The following is a 15,823-nucleotide window of genomic DNA, read 5'->3' as shown; positions in this document are numbered from 1 at the left end:
CGCATTCCTGAATCGTGTTCGACCGCGAATGTTTTCGCGAGCGAACACGGCCTGTGCCCATCCTGACCCCCTGCCGGAGGCAATGCATGAAAAACATCCACGAGCTGTTCCCGGTCAAACCGGTCAGAAGCGACGATCCTGACTATCTGCGCCAATGGCGCGGGCGTACCTGGGGGCTGAACAACGACGTCGGTCAGATACGGACCGTACTCATGAAGCGCCCCGGCCAGGAGGTGACAAACCTCATCAACACTGACGTCTGCAAGTTCGAAGATGAATACGGTGCCTGGGTCAATAAGGATCTTAGGGGTTACTGGATCTCCCCGGATAGGGCCATGCCGGACATGGACAAAATGCAGGCGCAACACGACAGCTTCGCCCAGATTCTCCGCGAAGAGGGGGCAGAGGTCATCTACGTCGATGAGGGCCTCGACATTGACCATGACTTCCGGGGCATGACCAACGTGCGCGACGTGATGTTTTCCGTGCCCGGGGGCGCAGTGATCTGCCGCATGGCCCCCGCTTTCCGCTTTGGCGAAGAGCAGTGGGTCCAGAAAAAATTGGCAGAACTCAACATGCCTATCGCCGGCACCATCATCGGCGAAGGCGTCTTTGAAGGTGGCAGTTTCGGCTTTCTCAGCCCCACGGTCGCCTACGCGGGCCATTCCAAACGTGGCAACTGGGAAGCCCTGCGCCAGATCGAGTCCACACTGCAGTCTTTAGGCATTGAACTGGTCATCATCCCGCTGGTTGGCCATTCCCTGCATACCGACAGCGCCTTCACCATGGCTGACGTCGACAAGGCACTGTACATCCCCGGCCGACTCCCTTGGTGGTTCTTGGAGAAGATGGAGGACTTGGGCATCCAGGGCATCGAAGTCGACCCCAAGGAACGTTGGGCCGTCAACAGTCTCACGGTAAGCCCGGGTAAAGTCATCGTTCCGGCCGAAGCTGAGGTTTCCATCGAACGGATGGTCAAAGCAGGGCTCGAGGTAGTCCCGTTGGAATACGACGAGGTCCAGAAGAACGGTGGCGGTCTTCACTGCACCACCAACCCGCTGGTCCGGGATTCGGTGCATTGACCTGCACTCCCGTGAGTACAGTTTACGCCGTCGGGGGAGAGAGGAGTCTGCGCCGTGAAGCAGTTCCTGCGCCGCTCTCCTGAACTCTGGCTCATCATGCCGGTCTTCATGTTTATGGCGGTCTTCTACGCCTATCCACTCTTGAACATGTTGGCTGGCAGCTTTGAAGGCGACGAGGGGGGCTTCACACTAGCCGAATATAGAGCGATATTCGACTCCGATTTGTATCTCCGGGTTTTTCTGCGCAGCTTGGAGATCTCGTTCTGGGTGACGTTGATCAGTTTGCTCATCAGCTACCCCTTTGCCTACTTCGCAGTTTACTCAAAGTACACGCTGTTACTCTTCGGCGTGGTGGCCATGTCCATGTGGCTGGGAATTATCATCCGCAGCTACGGCTGGATGGGAGTCCTAGGAGACGGCGGCGTACTGAACTATTTCATCGGCTTCCTCACTGAGGACACCTCTACCTGGCTCTACAACCGCTCCGCCGTGGTCATCGGTATGGTTCATATCCTGATGCCCTATATGGTGCTGCCTCTATTCGCCGTGATGCGCTCCATCCCAGACAACGTGCTTATGGCGTCCAAGAGCTTGGGCGCGAGGAACTTCTACACCTTCCTGAAGATCTATGTGCCGCTGAGCATGCCAGGTATCCTGGCAGGCTGCTTGCTTGTTTTCATCCAGTCGATAGGTTTCTATGTGACTCCGGCGTTGATCGGAGGGCGCAGCGAGGTCATGATCGCCCAGCTCATTGAGCTGCAGGTCCGGGACCTTCTGAACTGGCCTTTCGCCTCGGCACTAGCTGCCACGCTGCTTGTGATCACCGCGGTTTCGTTGCTGATCTGCTCCCGGTTTGTCCCGCTGAAACTGTTGTGGGGAGGGCGCTGATCTGATGCTTATCGAGAATCGATTCCTCAAATTCCTCTTCCATCTCGCCATGTGGGGCGTTATCGGTTTTATTGCGATACCGATCCTGACTGTAATGGTCATGTCGGTGAATACCGCGGCGTCGATGCGGTTCCCTCCCAGCGGGATCACCCTGGACTGGTATGAGCGCTACTTCAGCTCTGGCCGCTGGATGGAGGCCACGTTCACCAGCCTGCAGATTGGATCGTTGACTGCTCTGTTCACCACCGCACTCGCCACGCTGGCCGCCTATGCGCTGAGCCGTGGCACTTTCCAGGGGAAGGATATCGCCTATATCCTACTCATCACTCCGCTCGTTGTGCCCACGATGGTGCTTGCCATTGCGTTCTATTTCTTTTATTCCAGTTTGCAGATGACAGGGAACATCTTCGCTGTGGTTTTGGGTCATACGATCATCACCTTCCCCATCGTGCTAGTGACGATCTCAGCAAGCCTGCAGGGAGTCAGTGAGAACCTGGAGTTGGCCTCGAGGAGCCTGGGTGCCTCCCGGCTGATGACTTTTTTCCGCATCGTGCTGCCTCTAATGGTGCCGGGCATGGTTAGCGGAGCGCTGTTCAGCTTCCTGCTCTCCTTCGATGAGTTGCTCATTCCGCTTTTCCTGGGCGGCGTCGGTATCGTGACCCTACCCACGCAGATATGGAGCACGCTGCATTTCAACTACGACCAGACAATCTCGGCGGTATCGACCGTCATCATCGTCATCATGGCGTTCCTGCTGATCATCGCTCAGACGGTGAACAGGGGAGCGGCGAAGAAAAGGGGAGGAAAGTAACCCGTGCCAGTGCTCGAGCTTCAAGGACTGACCAAGAAATACGGCGATTTCACCGCCGTCGATTCGGTGGATCTGGCTGTTGAGGCCGGCGAGTTCGTGACCCTGCTGGGCCCTTCCGGTTCCGGAAAGACAACGATCCTGCAGATGATAGCCGGCTTCCACATCCCCAGCGAGGGCTCTATCCAACTGCGCGGACAGGACATCTCTAGCATGCCCACGCATAAACGAAACATGGGGTTTGTCTTCCAGGACTATGCACTCTTCCCGCATATGACGGTATTCCAGAACATCGCCTATCCACTGAAGATCCGTAAACGTCCTCGCAAACAGATCAAAAAGTCGGTGGAGGAGACGATTGCGCTGGTTCAGCTGGAGAAGTTCGCCCACCGAAAGCCGCATGAGCTCTCCGGCGGTCAGCAGCAGCGGGTGGCGCTGGCTCGTTCTCTGGTCTTCCAGCCTGAGCTAATCCTCATGGATGAGCCGCTCGGTGCGCTCGACAAAAACCTGCGTGGCCACGTGCAACTGGAGATCAAGCGCATCCAGGAGATCACCAACGTCACCATCATTTTCGTCACCCACGACCAGGAAGAGGCACTGGTCATGTCGGACCGGATTGCTGTGCTCAACGAATCCAAGCTAATCCAGTACGGCAGTCCCAGGGAGCTCTATGAGGCGCCGAACAGCTATTTTGTAGCCGACTTCATCGGGGAGAACAACTTCATTCCCGGCACAGTGACGAGTCTCAGTCAGGACGACGTGACCGTACAGACAGTGCAGGGACGTGAGCTCTCAGTACCGCTCAGGGGAGAGACTCTCCTTGAGGAAGGGTGCCAGGTGCACATTTCGATCAGGCCTGAGGAGCTGAGCATCGATGATGATCACGCCGCGGCGGCGGGCAAATTGCGCGGCAGAATCTCCACCAAGGTCTACATGGGCAACTCGGTAAAGTACATCGTCAAGCTTGAGAACCACGAGGAGGTGGAGCTCAGCGTGTCAGCAGGGAGGAATGCGCTTCTGAAATCCGGCGATAGCGTCGGCGTCTCGTGGGCAGATGTCGAGCACGTGAGGCTGATCGCGAAATAGAATAATTTCAGAAAGCAGTAGGGTGGACTAGTGTAGTGCCACTGGCCCACCCTACTGCTGTCTTCGTCCGAATTAGTTCTCGAAGTCCCAGGCGTCGTGGATGTCACTGATGGTAGTAATCCAGACTTCCTTCTGAGCTACTGCATAATTGAGGAAGCTTTCCAGCATCAACATGTGATGCGCCCGGCCAATCGATTCAGGGTGAAGAACGATGGTCATCACTGCTTGCGGCATACGGGTCCGTGCGTAGTCGAGCGTATCTTTCCACCGTTTGAGTACGGTATCAGTGTCAGAAAGTCCTGGGGCGTGTCCGCTTACATATTCGAATGCTACCCAGTCTTCGAGGAACCAGGAGGTCGGATAATTGGCGAAGGGGTACTCGCGGCCGAAGGCATTGCCCTGGTCGTAGCTGATCCTAGTGATTTCGCGCGGCTTATAAGGGGTCAGGTCATCGCCCTTCAGGCTGCTGACCCAGTCGAAACCGAACTCCTCGATTAACGGCAGCGTGTTGTATGTCATGGTGCCCGATGGTGCCCGGTACCCACGGGGTTTTCCACCGATAATCTCAGCGTACTGCTCCAGTTGCCGGGTCATGAGCTGCCGCTCGATGGGTTCGTGCATCCCGTTGAGATTCTCGTGATAAACGCCATGAGCGCAGATCTCATGGCCGTTGCTGGCTACTTCGCGGGTTAGCTCCGGCCAGGTGAGCATCGTGTGCCCAGGGATGCCCCAGGTGGTTTTGATGTTCAGATTGTCGAAAAGCTCCAGCAGCCGGGGAGTTCCGGCACGGGCGGCAAACTCGCCGCGGGACATCGCCACAGGATCTAGCTTCCCTCCGCCGTACCAAGACATCCACGCAGAGTGAGCGTCGAAGTCCGGGCTGATGGCCAATCCCACAGTTTTTCCGGCGGGCAGCGCCATGAATCTCCTCCTCGCTGAGCACACAAAGCATGCCCCTTGTCACAGGTAAATAACCTGTTCAGGTTTGCAGATGACTATTGCGCACTTATGAGGAACGTATTACCAGGTTGTAACACAGCGAACGAGTATTGGCCGTCCGTTCTTGGCCGTTGAGGCCACTGCTGTGTCAAGCGGGACTCGCTGCCTGTGTGCAGCAGTGAACGGCTTTGGATTTTTGGTTTGCAGGAGAGTGAACCGTGCCACGGATAGCAGTGGCGATCCTTGGGAGAGAGCGGGTTCGAATGGCGCGACACAGTTGAATAGCCGGACTGGCATTGTCACCCGTTTGTTTTCGCCGAAGAGGGTAAGGATGATGGCAAAAGGCAACAACCCTGAATCTCTCGATTACGGGGCCGCGGCAGCCCCCTGTGGCGCTAACCAGCAGACGTCTCACTTGACTTGGAAAGTTCCACAGCTCCATGACGACCAAGCCGAGTGTCTAGTGGAGACGGGCTGACCCCCAGCCCATGTTTCAGCCTGGCGGCTAACTGCAGTGACTTTACTGCTCAACAAACTGGGTAAAGGCCTCCATGTAAGCCTTAGCCCGCTGGGTCGTCGTCGCGTCGGCAGTGCCGTCCGTGTTGAAGGTGTCTTTTGTGGCGTGAACTGCCAGCAACGGCGATCCCATAATTTTGACCCCTAGTGGCGGGAGAAACTGTCGCAACTGAGCCTGACTGTTGATGGTGCCGAAGCGTCCCGGTGAAGCTCCGGTGATGCCCATCTTGAGGCCTTCCACGCTAGAGCCCCATGGGCGGGTCATGATATCCAGCGCATTCTTGACGACCGCGGGGAAGCTTTGGTTGTGCTCGGGAGTCACCACAAGAAGTCCGTCATTCGACCATACGAGGTCCTTGAACTCAGTCATAGGACGCGGGAAGTCCTGATCCATATTTCGGTTATAAATCGGAAGTTGGTGAATGTCTATATAGTTCAACTCCGCCCTATCCGGGGCCTGTTCCTCTAGGACTAGGGCCAACTTCTGGTTGATGGAATCATCTGCCGCGCTTCCGAGAATGTATCCGATTTTCGCCATGGTGGTCAGCATACCGCCCAAAATGCCGATGTGATCGACGTTCCTCACTAGTAATGAATATGCAACACAGCTGAAATAGATGCTCCGTAGTGTAGCTGTCGACACGCTAAGAGTTTGGATTCTGTCTACCGCCTGCTCTGGTCGCTCGGTCCGGGACGTCATAGTCCCAGCGCTCGCACAATTGAAAATCACTTCATGACTGGAGGTTTAACGATGAAATTTAAGTCACGTGAAACTGGAGCATTCTCAATCCTCTCAGTGATGGTTTTGTTTGGTCTTACCGCTTGTGGGGGCGGTGACGCTGCCGATGCCACGGATGGTGATGAGGCAGATGGGGACAGCTGGCAGCCTGTTGATCCCTCGGAAGGAACAGACATCCCAGACGTTGACGTCGAGTTCGCAATGCGACCTTACGCAGACAACACGTTTTATGTGATTGGAATGGAAGAAGGCTGGTATGACGACGTTGGAATCAACATCACGCCTGAACCTACTGGTCTCAATGTCGAGGAAAGCCAATACCTAAATCTCTTACTGAATCACGAAGTAGACATAAGCACTGCTACATCAAGCATGTTGGTCCCTACTTATGAGACTGATGACGAGCTGAAGAACATCGCCCATGCGGTCACCTTCTATGGGTCCGTGATGTTTGCCCATCCGGATCTGGAGCTCAGCACTCTGCAGGACTACATCGACGAGGGTGAGGACTTCGACACTGCGTTGGCCAGCGCCCTTGAGCCCCTGGTGGACGAAGATGTGTACGTGAACCCGACCAGTGGTGATATCGCGTTCAACGAGATCCCATTCGAAGTCGCTGACGTCGGTTCTCCGAACTACGTGACCATGGAAGACTCTGAAATGTTTCTTCTGGCACAGTCTGGAGAGATAGAGTTCCTTCGCCCTGCTGGGGCTCCCATTGCCTATGAGCTGCTGGAACTCGGGTGGACGCCGGTCTACGACACTCGGCAGATCACGGAAAACACGCTAGTAGATGCAGAGTCACCGTTCGCTCCGTTTATTTCCAATAACGGCATGGCCTCCTCGGCGACCTACATGGAGGACCCGGAGAACCAGGAGACGATTCTGCGCATGGTGTCTGTGCTCTATCGGATCGCCGCAGAGACAGCGGAGGATCCGTCGCTCTTTGAACTTCAAGTTCCCTACCTCAATAGCGTTTCCGGAACCTCGTTCGAAGGTTATGAAGAGCTTTACGACTCCTTCGAGCTCTTCCACGAAATCACCACTTTTGAGGATGCTGAACGTTACTACGTTGATGACCAGAACTCCGAGTACTACGCGCATTCGGGTCAGTCTCAGATCGACGAACTGGAGGAGCGGGGACTCATCACACCCGGACAGGTCACGCCGGACGGCTTCATATGGGCCGCAGGCATCTATGAGGATCTGCTCCGGTTTGAGGCTGAGACTCAAGAGATGATGGACGGCGCCGGGGACCTCGACGCTGAGCGGCAGGAGCTCATGGATGAGGCCCAGATGCACTATGACAATTACAACTTCCTGGACGCATGGCGTTTGGCCACCGCGGCTACGGAAGGCTGATAGACCGCTGAACCATTGAGCGAAGGCTCGGGCGGTCATCCCCATGACCTCCCGAGCTCGACAGCCCCAGGCTTCGGAAGAGAGAAACGAAATGACTGCAGTCACGGAGAACCACAAGACAACCGAGCAGGTGGAGAACAGCGGTCCGGTACACGGTGCCGAGCTGGTGGCCACGAACGTCAACAAGGTCTACTCGCGGGCCGGTCAGAAGTTCCATGCAGTTGAAGACGTCTCTGTCACTATCAAACCTGGCGAGTTTGTCTGCATCGTAGGTCCCTCCGGTTGCGGGAAGTCCACCATGATGAACATGGCTACCGGTCTGCTGGAGCCCACTGACGGGGAACTGGCTCTGGACGGTGAACCGATCAGAGGCCCTTCGCCGGATCGCGGCCTGGTTTTTCAAAAGGACAGTGTTTTTCCCTGGATGAAGGTCATCGACAATGTGACCTACGGATTGAAGTGCCGAGGGGTCCCGAAAGAGGAGCGGATGTCGATCGCGCGGAAGTTCCTTGCGGAAGTGAATCTTACTCACGTGGAGAAGTCTTGGCCCAAGGAACTATCTGGAGGCATGCTCAAGCGGGTTGCCATCGCTACTGCCTTCTCCAACGCGCCCAAGCTGCTGCTCATGGATGAGCCTTTCGCCTCCGTGGACTACGTGACTCGTTTGCAACTGCAAAAGACCGTGCTGGACCTCTGGGCGGAGCACCGACTGACTGTCATGTTTGTGACGCACGACGTCGATGAAGCCCTCACGCTGGCGGATCGGATTATCGTGATGACGAACGGTCGTGTAGTGGATGATCGTCGGGTCGCCGCAGAGCGCCCTCGGCGCCTGGAAGCGTTGTCGACGCCGACGATGCTTGAGCACAAGGCATCGATGCTTCAGCACTTGGGCCTCCCCACCGAGGGGGGAGCATGACCGCGCCTGTAGCTGAACGCGCTAAGGAAAAGCTTAGCTCTGACCCTGCTCCGGTTGCGGGTGCCTCCAAGGCGGAGAAGCTTGTCAAACCCAAGGCCAATAGGCCAAAGCTCAACTCCCGGCTCTACACCTTGGGCAGCGTCCTGGTGGTGGTGGTTCTGGCCGGACTATGGCAGCTGGTCGGCATCATTGACACTCGAGAAGTGCGTCCTGGTCAACCCTTCTTCCCGGGGTGGCAGATCGTGCTGACAGACACCGTCACCGGTCTGGCTGACTACTGGAGGGGCGGGCTAGGCGTCGAATCAGTCTCGGCAGGGGGTGAGCGGACCTACATCGGTGGTCTGCTGGCGATCGTTAGCCATGGGTGGGATACGATGATGCGGATCATCGCCGGCCTTCTCATCGGCGCAGTGATCGGCAGCTTGGTAGCCCTTGTCGTGTCCGGCTCCGTATGGGGCCGCCGCCTCTTCGCTATGCCGACCGCGTTCCTGCGGACCTTCCCCCTGCTGGGCCTCATCCCGATGTTTCAACTCTGGTTCGGCACGGCATTCGCCGGAGCGGTGACTTTCATCGCCGTCGCGGTCGGGGTGATCTTCTTTACTGGTGTCGTCAACGCGGTGGCAAATGTGGACGCCATATACGTCCAGAACGCGAAGACCCTCGGTGCTCGTCCCATTCGTACGTATGTCACTGTGGTGCTACCTTCGATCCTTCCGGAAATGCGGTCAACGATTCAACTTTCGTTGGCCATGGCTTGGACCGCTGCCATTGCTTCTGAGTTCGTCGGAGCGCAGTCCGGATTGGGCTACATCGTCACCCACGCTCGATACTTCGGCTTTGTGGACCGCATGTTTCTGATCGGCATCGTTGTGGTCATCATGGCTTCACTGACCTACTACCTTGTTAGTCGGGTCACCAAGCGCCTCGTCGTATGGATGCCGGATGCGCAGGGATGAGGATTGTGATCATGTGTTGTAGCTCGTCCAACCAACGTGAGGGAGCACAATGGCTGCTGTAAAAGCCGGTGAAAGCACGACGGCTGCCTCCGAGAAGGCCACACACGGGGCGGCTCCAAAATCCCCCGGGCGGCAGAACCCGGTACTACGCGTTGTCAAGGCAAGCGACCCATTAGCTCTGGCAGGCATGATCATCATTCTTGCTGCCTGGTACGTGGTCACTGAACAGGGATGGGTTCGTCCGGTGTTCCTCCCTGCTCCGGAACAGGTATTTCGTTTCGCTGAGGCGCACTTCCTCGAGTCTCGACTGGTTCAAACTCAGAATCTCGGTGATGGCGGTATTCTCGAAAACCTCATCTACACCACCACTTCGGTATGGTTAGCGGTCCTCCTAGCCATTATCGTGGCTGTGCCGATCGGCTTGGCCAGTGCGCGCGTTCAGTTCCTTCGCATGTTCTCTGACCCTTCCCTGCTGACTCTCGGCGCGGTGCCTGTGCTGATCCTCATGCCGTTCTTCCTCGTATGGTTCGGGGTAAGCCGCAATGGCCAGCTGCTGCTGCTTGTATTAGTGGCAGTGCCCATCATCTATGTCTATGCCCAACGAGCCGTGACGAACCTGGACCCGGTGTATGCCCAGTCTGCTTTGGTGCTCGGTGTAGGAAGGGTCCGGCTGATAAAAGATGTGTATCTGCGCGGTACTTTGCCGGAGATTTTGGGAGGGGTGCGCATCGCGCTGGCTGGTAGCTGGAGCATTGCGGCCATCGCGGAGTTGATGGGGGCACCGCAGGGGATGGGTCGACTGATTTCGACCTTCGCGGCAAACACCAACATCACTGGCATCTTCGCCACGATCTTGATCCTCGCTATCGTTGCCACATTGACTGATATCACTCTGAAAGCAGTGTTTATGTTTGCTAACCGCTGGGGATCTGTCAATAAATAGGCTATTCCGATTAATTTTGAGTCATCTTAGAAAATTATATTTTATTTAAACATTCTAAGAGGACCAAATGTATATGCGATTCGGCTTGGCAATCATGTCTCAGCTCTTTCGTAAGCGATGCTCTGCTATAGACCTGGTCTGCTGGAGATATGAATGTAAATTTCGTGTAAATCTTCTCCGCGAAGTCAACTATTTCTTGTTGCCTTGCTACGTGTCGTATATTGTCGATGTACATTCATCAATTATGAGGAAGTAAAGCGTTGGGGTTTCCAAGAACCCCACGGGTCGTCCTGCTGAACAGCTTGTGTCTCCAGGCCTTCTTGACGTACGCAGCACTTTCACGAAAGGACGAGGTATGACTCACCGCAGCCGTTGGACCCCTTTGCTGGGATGTGGCGCCGCAGTGGCACTCATTGCCAGCGCTTGTACGACAGATGATGGTGGGGCGGGGGATGACGCCAACGGCAATGAAGCCTCTCAGGAAAACCCTGGTGCATCAGGAGCCATCAACGGTCCACTGAATGACGACCCAACAACGTTCAACCCCGCGCTCGCATCTTCGCTCAGCGACTACCAACTCGCTCGTCTCGGCTTTGACACCGTGCTCCGCGCTGACGAAGAAGAAGGTGTGATTGGCGGGCTCGCCTCTGACTTCGAACAGAGCGAAGACGGCGTCGAACTCACCATTCGCGACGACGCATACTGCGCCGACGGCACCGAGATCACCCCCAGCGTCGTCGCCGACTCTCTCTCATACCTTTCGGACCCAGACACCGGCGCACCTCAATATGCCCAAATATTTGGTTCCGGTGACGTCACTGTCACCGTTGACGACGACGCTGGCACCGTCATGGTTGAGCTTTCGGAACCTTACTCAGAGATCACCCAGGGTCTTACCCATCCTGCCTCGGGCATCATCTGTCCCGAAGGCTTAGACGATCCAGAGGGTGTGGACCAGGGGCAAGTCCCCGCGGCATTCAGCGGACCCTACAGCATGACCGAGTCCACGTCCGGCGTGGAGTACGAGTTCACGTTCAACGAGGATTATGATCGGTGGCCGCAGTGGAGCCAGGAGCTTGAAGGCCATCCCGCCGAAACGTTGACCTTTGTCCCCGGAGTCCTGGACACCTCACCGAACCAAGTACTGACCGGTGAGATGGATTGGACCCCCGTCGAACACTTTGACGTGGACCGCTTCCCTGAAGAGGAGTGGAACTACAGCCAGGGTGCTGTGGGCGCTTACTACGTCATCTTCAACACCAGTGGCGTATTCTCCGATGTGGAGATGCGCGAAGCCGCGGCTCAGGTCATTGACCGTGAAGCCTTCCAACAGGTGGTCGACCCAACCTCGGAACTGATCGCTGCCACAGCAGATGCCGGTGTGCAGTGCGCCAACACGGATGAATCCTTCCTCATCGACCAGGATCCGGACGCTGCGGCTGAACTGTTGGAGGGTGAGGCCGTCAACATCGTCTCCACCAATGTGATCGGTGCCAACGGCTCAGGTGGGGAGTACATGCAAGACGTCTTGGCCTCAGCAGGCACCGAAGTAGACCTCAATAATGCCGATGTCGGCACCTGGTTGGACGTCGTGATGTCCCCCGAGGAAGCCAATAATTGGGACATGACAATCTGGTCCACGGTCAACGTAGCCGGCCTAACGGTCAACGGTCTCAACCGTGTGGTCGGTCCTGCACTCGATGAGGGCGGCACCAGCTTCACTTATGAGGAGAATACCGACGCCACTGACGCCTATAACCAGGCACTTCAGGCGGAGGACATCGACGAGGCCTGCGGATACTTCCAAGAAGCCGAACAGTTGGCGCTCGAGGACATCTTCATCGTTCCGCTGACCGACGACCCCAACGTCGTCGTCAGCCGTGAAGGGGTGACAGTCGAGCACATCGCTGGCCGTGAGGATCTCTCCACCCTGCGTCTGCACGACTGATGGAACCCCGCTGAAATAACCCGAGGTGTCCGGGGCCGTTCCATGCCCCGGGCACCTCTTCGACGAGGAGAGACACTGCCGTGGTTGAAAAACTGCAGGGCCTGAAGGGGTCCCCCTGGCTCTATTTCCTGAGTCAGAAGCTGCTTGAACTGATCGTGGCGTTCGTCGTCCTGGTTGCGATCACATTCCTGATCGTCCTGCTGATACCCGGCGATCCTGCCCGTGTGATCGCCGGTCCCGACGCCAGCCAAGAACACATCGAGTTCACTCGGCAGCGCCTGGACCTTGACCTCCCTGTGTGGCAGCAGTTCTGGAACTATCTGAGCGGAATATTCACCGGTGATCTGGGACAGTCCTTCCGAACAAATGAAGAAGTGTGGAATATCGTTGCTATTCGGCTGCCCTTCACAGTGACTATCGCCCTTGGTGCCATCGTTGTGGCGTTCATCGGCGCCATAATCCTGGGTATGACAGTGGCTGGACTGACCCGAGGTAATCGCAACCGTTGGCTGGACGTGACCTTCAGCTGGGCAAGTGCGACCCTGCAGGCATTTCCCACCTATGTCTATGGCGCCATCCTCGTGGCGATCTTTGCAGTGGCGCTAGGGTGGTTACCGGCAGGAGGGGCCAGCAATGTGCAGTCCTACATCCTCCCGATCGCCGCACTATCCTTCGGAGCTGTCTTCTCCGTGGCGCGCATTGTTCGCCGAGAGACCGCCAATGTCCTGGAGATGGACTACATGCGTACTGCCCGCGGTTGGCGCATCAGTCGCCTCAAGCAGTATGTGAAGTACGCGTTGCCTAACCTGATGGCATCGACGCTGACGCTCTCAGGCCTGATCTTCGCCAACATGATCGGCGGTGCTGTGGTCATAGAATCGGTCTTCGCCTGGCCAGGTCTCGGCAACGGCGTCGTGGGGGCGATCCTGGACCGTGATTATCCGGTGATCCGCGGCATCATCCTCACCATCGGTGTCTTCGCCATTATGACCAACACCATGATTGACATCGTACTTGCGGCATTTGACCCCCGGACTCTGACGGCCGGAAAGGCATTCTCATGACCATGGCCAACGAAGCTCAAGCTGCTCCTACCCAGAAGAAGCAGAAACGCCGTCTGCACCCGATTCTCTTGGCGGGGCTCATCATCATGACGGTAGTGGTGCTTATCGGGATTTTTGCGCCGATGTGGTTCAGCGAATCGGCCAACGTGCAGAGCAATGACAGGCGGATGCCGATCTCAGCGGATCATCCGCTGGGAACAGATGAGTTTGGACGTGACCTCTTTTCCCGTGCTCTGGTCGCCACCCGTCTGACTTTGCTGCTCACTGTCGCTGCTAGCGCTATCTCCGTCGTGATCGGCGTGACGATTGGGACACTGGTCTGGTTCATGCCACCTAGGGTCCGCCAGCTCATCGTCGGAGCCAATTCTGTCGCCGTGGCCTTTCCCAACTTGGTGATCGCACTGATCATTGCAGCGATCCTCGGCCCTGGCGCTTGGACGGCTGCATTCGCAGTCGGTATAGCCAGCGTGCCTGCCTTCGTCCGTCTGACGGTGAATATGTCCTCGCCCATCATGGCCCGGGACTATGTCACTACCGCGCACTTGCTGCGAGTGTCCAAGTACAAGCTTATCGGCCGACATGTGCTGCCCAATATGGCCGAACCGCTATTAATCCTGACCGCCAGCAATTTTGCTGTCACGCTTGTGGAGCTCTCCGGCCTGTCCTTCATCGGCCTGGGCGTACAGTCCCCGGACTACGACTACGGACTGCTGCTCAGCGACGCGCTCACCATGATCTACGCACAGCCCACGCAGGTGATTGGCCCTGCGGTCATGATCGTGTTGGCCGGCCTGGGAGCAATGCTGATCGGTGACGGTCTGGCCGCCAGCTCCAACCCCCGAACGCGCGGGCAGCGCCGGGCCATGCGCACCGGAACACTGCGCCCGGCACCGGCAGCTGCGAACGAGCAGGCAAAAGAGCAGGAGGCAGCTCGGGAGGCTGCTGAGGACCCTGAAGACGAGATAGACGTGCGTGTTCGTGACCTACGGGTTACGGCTGCCAACGGCACCGAACTGGTAAAAGGCATCGACTTTGACGTCAGGCGTCGCGAGATCGTCGGCCTTGTCGGCGAATCCGGTTCTGGTAAGTCTCTGACTGCGATGACCCTATGCGGTCTGACCCCTGAAGGCGTCACTGCGACTGCAGGTACTCTTGTTGCCGCCGGGCACAACATGCTCGAACCCGTCTCTTCCCGCGAGTTGGCTCAGGACATTGCCTTGGTGTACCAGGATCCGATGTCGACCTTCAACCCGGCTCTGAAACTGAACACACAGCTGACAGAAGTCGCGCGGACTCATCTCGGAATGCGGCCCAGCCGCGCCCGAAGGAAACTCATCGAACGCTTCGAACAGCTCAAGATCACCAGCCCGGAGCACCGTATCGGACAGCACCCGCACGAGCTCTCCGGCGGGATGCTGCAGCGTGCCATGATCGCCTCATCGCTGCTGGCCGAGGCCAAGCTGATTGTGGCCGACGAACCCACAACCGCTCTGGATGTGACGGTGCAAGCGGAGGTGCTTAGGCAGTTCGTCTCCGCCACCCAGGAATTGGACGCCTCCGTGCTGTTCATCTCCCATGACTTAGGCGTAGTGGAAGCGCTCTGTGACCGTGTCCTTGTGATGTACCGCGGTGAGATCGTCGAAGAGCTCACCGCTGAACAGCTGGGGTCGCGACGAGTGGAGCATCCTTACACCCGTAAGCTACTTGATGCGGCCGAATATGTGGAGGCACTATGAAGCAGCAATCCCCACTCCAGTTGTTCGTAGAGGACCTCGACGTGACGTTCGGCTCGGGATCGACCGCCACGCACGCATTGAAGAAGCTCTCCCTGAGCCTGCATCATGGCGAATCTCTCGGACTGGTGGGTGAGTCAGGGTCGGGTAAGTCAACGCTGGCGAAGGTGCTCACCGGAATCTACGGTTTCGATTCGGGCCGCGCGGTCGTTGCTGGCCATGAACTAACCCCGGGCCGGCGGAAGCCTCTGAAAGACAGAAGGGCGCTGCAGATGATTCCGCAGGATCCCTATTCCTCCCTGAGTCCTCGGCGCACTGCAGGGCAGACCATCGCCGAGGCGCTGGACCCGAAGGGTGCTGATACGAAGAAGCATCGTGCAACCGTCATTGAGTGGCTGGAGCGGGTGGAGCTGCCTCCAGAGTCGGCGGACAAATACCCATACGAGTTCTCCGGGGGCCAGCGTCAGCGGATCGCGATCGCCCGTGCTTTGTGCATCAATCCAAAGATCATCATCGCCGACGAAATCACATCCGCCCTGGACCTTTCTGTGCAGGCCGAGGTGCTTGACCTGCTCGGACAGCTGCGTCGGGAGCTGGAACTGACCATGATCTTCATTTCCCACAATTTAGCGGTCGTTCGGCATGTCTCTGACCGGGTCGCAGTGCTTTTCCATGGTGAGCTCATGGAAGAGGGTGATGCTGAAGCTGTCTTCCGCAATCCGCAGGCCGAGTACACCCGGCAGCTTCTCAACTCGGTCCCTGGCCGGCCTGGCTTCAACCTCCGGCCAGACCGAGCTGCTGCCTAGATCCAGAAGACTCGGACCTCCTTAGGGAGCTCGG

14 protein-coding genes are annotated in these 15,823 nt (G+C 57.2%); 12 read left to right on the top strand and 2 right to left on the bottom strand.

Going from position 1 to position 15,823, the window contains the following annotated elements; genetic code table 11:
• The first annotated feature begins 86 nt into the window (after window positions 1-86).
• From FEF26_RS01055 to FEF26_RS01040, 4 genes are read left to right on the top strand one after another with little or no spacing between them, the layout of a single operon-like run.
• Window positions 87-1,082: a dimethylarginine dimethylaminohydrolase family protein gene (locus tag FEF26_RS01055; RefSeq protein ID WP_138251685.1), complete on the top strand. Its 996-nt coding sequence runs from the start codon at window positions 87-89 to the stop codon at window positions 1,080-1,082.
• 54 nt (window positions 1,083-1,136) lie between these two features.
• On the top strand, window positions 1,137-1,970 hold the full coding sequence (locus FEF26_RS01050) for an ABC transporter permease (protein WP_138251684.1): 834 nt from the start codon (window positions 1,137-1,139) through the stop codon (window positions 1,968-1,970).
• Window positions 1,971-1,974: 4 nt separating this feature from the next.
• A complete protein-coding gene (locus tag FEF26_RS01045; protein WP_138251683.1) occupies window positions 1,975-2,781 on the top strand; it encodes an ABC transporter permease in 807 nt (268 codons plus the stop codon).
• A gap of 3 nt (window positions 2,782-2,784) precedes the next feature.
• Entirely contained in the window at window positions 2,785-3,864 is a 1,080-nt protein-coding gene (locus FEF26_RS01040; protein WP_138251682.1) for an ABC transporter ATP-binding protein, read from the top strand.
• A gap of 72 nt (window positions 3,865-3,936) precedes the next feature.
• Here FEF26_RS01040 and FEF26_RS01035 read toward each other — a convergent pair whose 3' ends face one another.
• Both FEF26_RS01035 and FEF26_RS01030 read right to left on the bottom strand, forming a co-directional pair.
• Complete coding sequence (locus FEF26_RS01035; protein ID WP_138251681.1) at window positions 3,937-4,785, bottom strand: polysaccharide deacetylase family protein; 849 nt, start codon at window positions 4,783-4,785, stop codon at window positions 3,937-3,939.
• Window positions 4,786-5,323: 538 nt separating this feature from the next.
• Window positions 5,324-5,905: an NADPH-dependent FMN reductase gene (locus tag FEF26_RS01030; RefSeq protein ID WP_166432860.1), complete on the bottom strand. Its 582-nt coding sequence runs from the start codon at window positions 5,903-5,905 to the stop codon at window positions 5,324-5,326.
• A 165-nt stretch (window positions 5,906-6,070) separates the two neighbouring features.
• On the opposite strand from FEF26_RS01030, the gene FEF26_RS01025 reads away from it, so the two are divergent.
• The 8 genes from FEF26_RS01025 to FEF26_RS00990 all read left to right on the top strand — a co-directional run bounded on the left by FEF26_RS01025 (window position 6,071) and on the right by FEF26_RS00990 (window position 15,789).
• On the top strand, window positions 6,071-7,420 hold the full coding sequence (locus FEF26_RS01025; protein ID WP_138251679.1) for a substrate-binding domain-containing protein: 1,350 nt from the start codon (window positions 6,071-6,073) through the stop codon (window positions 7,418-7,420).
• Window positions 7,421-7,511: 91 nt separating this feature from the next.
• A complete protein-coding gene (locus tag FEF26_RS01020; RefSeq protein WP_166432859.1) occupies window positions 7,512-8,339 on the top strand; it encodes an ABC transporter ATP-binding protein in 828 nt (275 codons plus the stop codon).
• Window positions 8,336-9,295 (top strand): ABC transporter permease, encoded by a 960-nt coding sequence (locus FEF26_RS01015; protein WP_138251677.1) that lies wholly within the window; start codon window positions 8,336-8,338, stop codon window positions 9,293-9,295. The genes FEF26_RS01020 and FEF26_RS01015 overlap by 4 nt, the downstream gene beginning before the upstream one ends.
• A gap of 49 nt (window positions 9,296-9,344) precedes the next feature.
• Window positions 9,345-10,238 (top strand): ABC transporter permease, encoded by an 894-nt coding sequence (locus tag FEF26_RS01010; protein ID WP_138251676.1) that lies wholly within the window; start codon window positions 9,345-9,347, stop codon window positions 10,236-10,238.
• A gap of 355 nt (window positions 10,239-10,593) precedes the next feature.
• Window positions 10,594-12,186 carry an ABC transporter substrate-binding protein gene (locus FEF26_RS01005; protein ID WP_138251675.1) on the top strand — a complete coding sequence of 531 codons (1,593 nt, stop codon included), beginning with the start codon at window positions 10,594-10,596 and terminating at the stop codon, window positions 12,184-12,186.
• 80 nt (window positions 12,187-12,266) lie between these two features.
• Window positions 12,267-13,250: an ABC transporter permease gene (locus FEF26_RS01000; protein WP_243730336.1), complete on the top strand. Its 984-nt coding sequence runs from the start codon at window positions 12,267-12,269 to the stop codon at window positions 13,248-13,250.
• A 2-nt stretch (window positions 13,251-13,252) separates the two neighbouring features.
• The gene (locus tag FEF26_RS00995; RefSeq protein WP_138251674.1) at window positions 13,253-14,986 is read left to right on the top strand and encodes a dipeptide/oligopeptide/nickel ABC transporter permease/ATP-binding protein; all 1,734 of its coding nucleotides are present in this window, start codon (window positions 13,253-13,255) and stop codon (window positions 14,984-14,986) included.
• Window positions 14,983-15,789, top strand: a complete 807-nt coding sequence (locus FEF26_RS00990) for an ABC transporter ATP-binding protein (protein WP_138251673.1) — start codon at window positions 14,983-14,985, stop codon at window positions 15,787-15,789. Before FEF26_RS00995 ends, FEF26_RS00990 begins: the two co-directional genes overlap by 4 nt.
• Window positions 15,790-15,823: the final 34 nt, after the last annotated feature.

Origin of the sequence: Nesterenkonia salmonea (assembly GCF_005771525.1) — a bacterium.
Taxonomy (GTDB): Bacteria; Actinomycetota; Actinomycetes; order Actinomycetales; family Micrococcaceae; genus Nesterenkonia; species Nesterenkonia salmonea.
This window is presented reverse-complemented; position numbering and strand designations above follow the sequence as displayed.